Annotated in this window: 3 protein-coding genes and 1 pseudogene; 1 reads left to right on the top strand and 3 read right to left on the bottom strand. The window is 71.9% G+C overall.

The window, feature by feature from the left end:
* From KD1_RS08800 to bioB, 3 genes and pseudogenes are all read right to left on the bottom strand, one after another.
* Nucleotides 1-898 (bottom strand): aminotransferase class I/II-fold pyridoxal phosphate-dependent enzyme (locus KD1_RS08800; RefSeq protein WP_245627333.1); only part of this gene is annotated, 898 nt, incomplete at its 3' end.
* Nucleotides 895-2238, bottom strand: a complete 1344-nt coding sequence (locus KD1_RS08795; protein ID WP_068400617.1) for an adenosylmethionine--8-amino-7-oxononanoate transaminase — start codon at nucleotides 2236-2238, stop codon at nucleotides 895-897. The genes KD1_RS08795 and KD1_RS08800, both read right to left, overlap by 4 nt.
* A gap of 4 nt (nucleotides 2239-2242) precedes the next feature.
* Nucleotides 2243-3352: pseudogene (gene bioB / locus KD1_RS08790) on the bottom strand (biotin synthase BioB); the annotation flags it as partial.
* Nucleotides 3353-3536: 184 nt separating this feature from the next.
* On the opposite strand from bioB, the gene KD1_RS08785 reads away from it, so the two are divergent.
* A partial coding sequence (locus KD1_RS08785; RefSeq protein WP_157073252.1) for a TetR/AcrR family transcriptional regulator occupies nucleotides 3537-3922 on the top strand: 386 nt, incomplete at its 3' end.

Below are 3922 nucleotides of genomic sequence, written 5' to 3'. Positions count from 1 at the left end.
CCCGCACCCGGCCCGCCAGCCCCGGATCCTGCACCACCAACCGCGCCGCAGCCGCCGCCGCGCCCGCCGCGGCCGGCGCCAACGCGGTGTCGAAGATGAAACTGCGGGCCGTGTTGACGAGGTGATCGCGCACGGCAGGGTGGGCCAGCACTGCTCCGCCCTGGGCCGCCAACGACTTGGACAGGGTCGCGGTGACGCACACATGCGACGCTCCGGCCAGACCCGCCGCGTGCACGAGCCCGCGACCTTGACCCGCGACCCCGATGCCGTGCGCCTCATCGACGATGAGCAGGGCATCGTGGCGCGCACAGACCTGTGCGAACTCGGCCAGCGGAGCCTCGTCCCCGAGCACGGAGTAGATGGACTCCACCGCGACGATAACCCGCTGACCGGGCAAGGCACACAGCTGCCGGTCGAGGTCGGCGACGTCGTTGTGGGTGAACAGTGTGTACGGCGTCCGGGCCATGCGCGCCGCGTCGTGCAGGGAGGCGTGCGCATGCTCGTCGAGCAGCACGTGCGCGCCGCGCCCGGACAACGCTCCGATGACCCCGAGGTTGGCGGCGTACCCGGTCGAGAACACCAGGGCCGTGGGCTGCTCGGTCAGGTCGCACAGGGCGTCTTCGAGATCACGGTGCACCGGCAGGGTGCCGGTGACCAACCGCGAGGCCGACGCCGAGGCGCCGAACCGGTCGAGGGCCTCGTGGGCGGCCGCGACGATCCGCGGATCGGCGGCCAAGCCGAGGTAGTCGTTGGAGGCGAGGTCGAGCACCGCGCCCGACCCGCCGCCGGCACGCAGCAGCGGATCGCTCCGAACCACGCCGCGCTCGACCCGCAACGCGGCCCGCTCGGCCAACCACGTGGTCCACTGGCTCTCGTTCACAGGGGCAACGGCGCTCACGCGTGCACCTCCGCGATCGCCCCGACGATGCCCGCACCGATCGCGGCGACGTCGTCGTCCGTGCTGACGTACGGCGGCATCGTGTAGACGAGATCCCGGAACGGACGCACCCACACGCCGCGATCGAGCGCCGCCCGGGTGACCGCCGGCACCTCGACGGGCCGATCGAGCTGGACGACCCCGACGGCCCCGAGCACTCGCACCTCCCGCACCGCTGGCACCTCCGTCGCGGGCGCGAGATGTCGAGCCAGCCCCACGGCGATCCGGTGAACGTCGTCGGCCCACGTCGGCAACAACAGATCGACGGAGGCGCGTGCGATGGCACACGCGAGCGGGTTCGCCATGAACGTCGGCCCGTGCAGCAGTGCGCGGAACTCCGAGCGCGAGATGACCTCGCCGACCGCAGCCGTCGTCAGCACGGCCGCCAGGGTGAGATACCCGCCGGTCAGGGCCTTGCCGACGCACACGACATCCGGAGCGACGTCCGCCCACTGGCTCGCGAACAGTCGCCCGGTGCGCCCGAACCCGGTCGCGATCTCGTCGACGATGAGCAGCAACCCGTGCTCGTCGGCGACCTCGCGCATCGTGCGCAGCACGTCCGGGTGGTAGACGAACATGCCCCCGGCGCCCTGGAGCACCGGCTCGACGACGATCGCGGCCAGCCCATCGGTGTGCTGCGCCGCCAGCGCGCGAAACTCCGCCCGCCACCGCGCGAGCGCAGCCTCGTCGGTGTGCCACGTACCGGTCGCCGGGTCGTCGAGGTCCGGCACGAACCACCCCGCCGGCGGTCGCGGCGCGAACAGGTGCGTGGCCAGCACCCCCGGGAACGCCGAATGCATCCCGTCGACCGGGTCGCACACGCTCATCGCGGCGAACGTGTCCCCGTGGTAGCCGCCGCGCACGGTGAGGAACCGCTGCCGCCCGCCCCGCCCCCGCGCCGCCTGATACTGCAGCGCCAGCTTGAGGGCCACCTCGACCGACACCGATCCGGAGTCGGCGAAGAAGACGTGGGCGAGGTCGCCCGGAGCGATCGCGACGAGTCGCTCGGCCAGGGCCACCGCCGGTTCATGGGTCAGGCCGCCGAACATCACATGCGAGAACCGGTCGAGCTGGTCACGCGCGGCGGCGTCCAGCGTGGGGTTGCGGTACCCGTGCACGGCGCACCACCACGAGGCCATGGCGTCGATCGCCTCGCGGGTGCGGCCCTGTTCGTCGGTCAGCGTCAGGCGCACTCCCTCGGCTCGCTCGACGGCGTACGGCGCCGGGCCGTCGAGCGGTGCGTACGGATGCCAGAGCAGACCACGGTCGCGGGCCTGGGTCGGCAGGTCGAGCGCCGGCATGTCAGGCGTTCGCCGGAGCCGTCGTGCCGGCACCACGCCGACGGATCACGGGATCCGCGGTGACCGACCCACCCGCGCACGCCGATCCGCTCTCCGGGCCGTCCTGCGCTCCGAGAATGACGAACCCGTTGTCGGCGATGAGGTCGATGTCGGCCTGGGCGTCCTGGCCCTCGGAGGTCAGGTAGTCGCCGAGGAAGATCGAGTTCGCCACATGCAACGCCAACCCCTGCAGCGACTTCAGGTGCATCTCGCGCCCGCCGGCGATGCGGATCTCCTTCTCCGGGCAGACGAATCGGGCCATCGCGAGGATCCGCACGCAGCGCGCCGGGCTGAGCTCGTGCGTGCCCTGCATCGGAGTGCCGTCGAACGGCATGAGGAAGTTGACCGGGATGGAGTCGGATTCGAGGTCGCGCAGGGCAAACAGGGCCTCGACCAGCTGCTCGTCGCTTTCGCCGAGCCCGGCGATCAGGCCCGAACACGGGGACAGGCCGGCGCCCTTCGCCTTCGTCACCGTGTCGACGCGGTCGTCGTAGGTGTGGCTGGTGACGATGGCGTCGTGGTGCGACGCCGCGGTGTTGATGTTGTGGTTGTAGGCGTCCACGCCGGCCTCGCGCAGCCGCTCGGCCTGACCGTCCTTGAGCAGCCCGAGGCAGGCGCAGACCTCGACGTCGGGGTACTTGTCCTTGAGCGCGCCGACCATGCCGGAGACGCGATCGATGTCCCGGTCGGAGGGGCCACGGCCGCTGGAGACGAGGCAGACCCGGCTGGCGCCGCCGCGCAGGCCGGCGCCGGCCTGCGCGAGGGCCTCGTCGGGCTTGAGCCACGAGTACGTCAGGATGTCGGCGGTCGAGCCGAGGCGCTGGCTGCAGTAGCCGCAGTCCTCGGGGCAGAGGCCGGACTTGAGGTTGACGAGGTAGTTGACCTTGACGGTGTTGCCGAAGTGGGCGCGGCGCAGACGCCCGGCGGCCTGGACGACGTCGAGCAGTGCGTCATCGCCGGAGCGCAGTACGGCCAGGGCGTCGTCCGTGGTCACGGGCGTGCCGGCGAGGACGGCGTCGGCGAGGGCGGCGTAGTTGGTGGTGGCAGCGGCGGTGGTGGCGGTGGTCGTGGGCACCCGGGCTCCTTCGGTCGGGGGGCGAACGTGCCGGAGCGCCAATTGAACGGTGTTCAATCGCGGTGACGCGTCCGCCTTGAACGGTGTTCAAGGGATCGGCCCCAGTATGGCCGAGTCGCTAGGCTCGCGGTCAAATGCGCGTGCGGAGAGTCGCGGTGCACCGAGACAAGGGAGCGAACAGGCCGTGAGTCTGACGCGAGGCCAGGTCATCGATACGGCGGTGTCGATCCTGACGCGTTTCGGCCTGGCCGACCTGTCGATGCGCCGGCTGGCCCGCGAACTCGATGTGCAGCCGGGCGCGCTCTACTGGCACGTCGAGAACAAGCAGGCGCTCCTCGTCGAGGTGGCGGCTCGGTTGCTCGACACCGTGCCGGCCGGCGTGGGGCGTGACGGTGACGAGCCCGCGGCCGACCTGAAGCGACTGGTCGTGGCCGTGCGCCGCGCCCTCGTGCCCATCCCGGACGCGGCCGATGTCGTGGCCGTGGCCTGGGCGGTCGATCCCGGATCGGTGCCCGCGCTCGTGGCGATGCGGGCGCTGGTCGACGACCTCGTCGAGCCGAAGGCGCAGGC

The sequence above is a fragment of the Kribbia dieselivorans NBRC 106261 genome, from assembly GCF_001552435.1.
Classification (GTDB): domain Bacteria; phylum Actinomycetota; class Actinomycetes; order Actinomycetales; family Dermatophilaceae; genus Kribbia; species Kribbia dieselivorans.
The sequence above is the reverse complement of the archived record's forward strand: the minus strand, read 5'-3'. Positions and strand labels throughout refer to the sequence as shown.